Raw genomic sequence first — 905 nt, forward strand, 5'->3', positions numbered from 1 at the left:
AAAATAYTTAAAAAAATAATAAAAAATATATGTATAAAAACTAAAAATAAAACAAAATATATCATGTTATATACCTTCTTATCAAAACTTGCTAAAAGGACAATGAAAGTAGATTATTGAACTTATATATCAGGGGAGTGATAATGTGAATTTTAAAAAATATCTTATGATTTATATGTGTTTATTAGCTATGATATTTAGTTTTAATATAGTATCAAAATATTCTATAGTTTCAGGGGAGAATTTATCATTAAATATTATAGATGATGAAAAAATAAATAATGAAGAATTGGAAAATCTTAAAATAGAGTATGAAAAATTACAAGCAAGAATTAGAGAAGAAGAAAATATTGAAAAAAATAGAGTAAAAAATGTCTCTTATTTAAGAGAAAATGTTACAGTAATTAGCGGTATAACTGAAGAAGAAATGAAGGAAGTACTTATAAATACTACAGGAGCTAAAACTATGGTTCATCTTGCAGATGTTTTTGTTGAGGCTGAGAAAGAGTATGGAGTAAATGCATTTTTTATAGCTGGAATTGTAGCCCTAGAAAGCGGATTTGCAACTTCTAGAAGAGCAATAGAAGATAATAATTTAACTGGATATGAAGTTTATAGTGACAGTTCAGAAGGAAGATTATTTAGTAGTCATCATGAATCTGTACTTCATACGGCAAGACATTTAAGTAAAAACTATTTAAGAGAAGGCGCAGTTTATTATAATGGTTTATCTGTAGATGCGGTACAACTAATGTATTGCCCTGATGAAGGGAAGGATAAGAGATGGGAAGAAAAGATTGATTATCTAGCAAATAATTTTTTAGATACTTATGATAATTTATTTAGAAATGAGAAGATTTAAGTATAAAAAGCATAATATATAATATAAAAATTTTTATATTTAA

The 905-nt window shown here is 25.1% G+C and carries 1 protein-coding gene; it reads left to right on the plus strand.

The genetic code is table 11. The annotated features are described in order from the left end of the window. The first annotated feature begins 145 nt into the window (after positions 1-145). Positions 146-862: a glucosaminidase domain-containing protein gene (locus tag G3997_RS03075; protein ID WP_296647926.1), complete on the plus strand. Its 717-nt coding sequence runs from the start codon at positions 146-148 to the stop codon at positions 860-862. Positions 863-905 lie beyond the last annotated feature (43 nt).

It is taken from the genome of Romboutsia sp. 13368, from assembly GCF_018336475.1.
Lineage (GTDB): Bacteria > Bacillota > Clostridia > Peptostreptococcales > Peptostreptococcaceae > Romboutsia.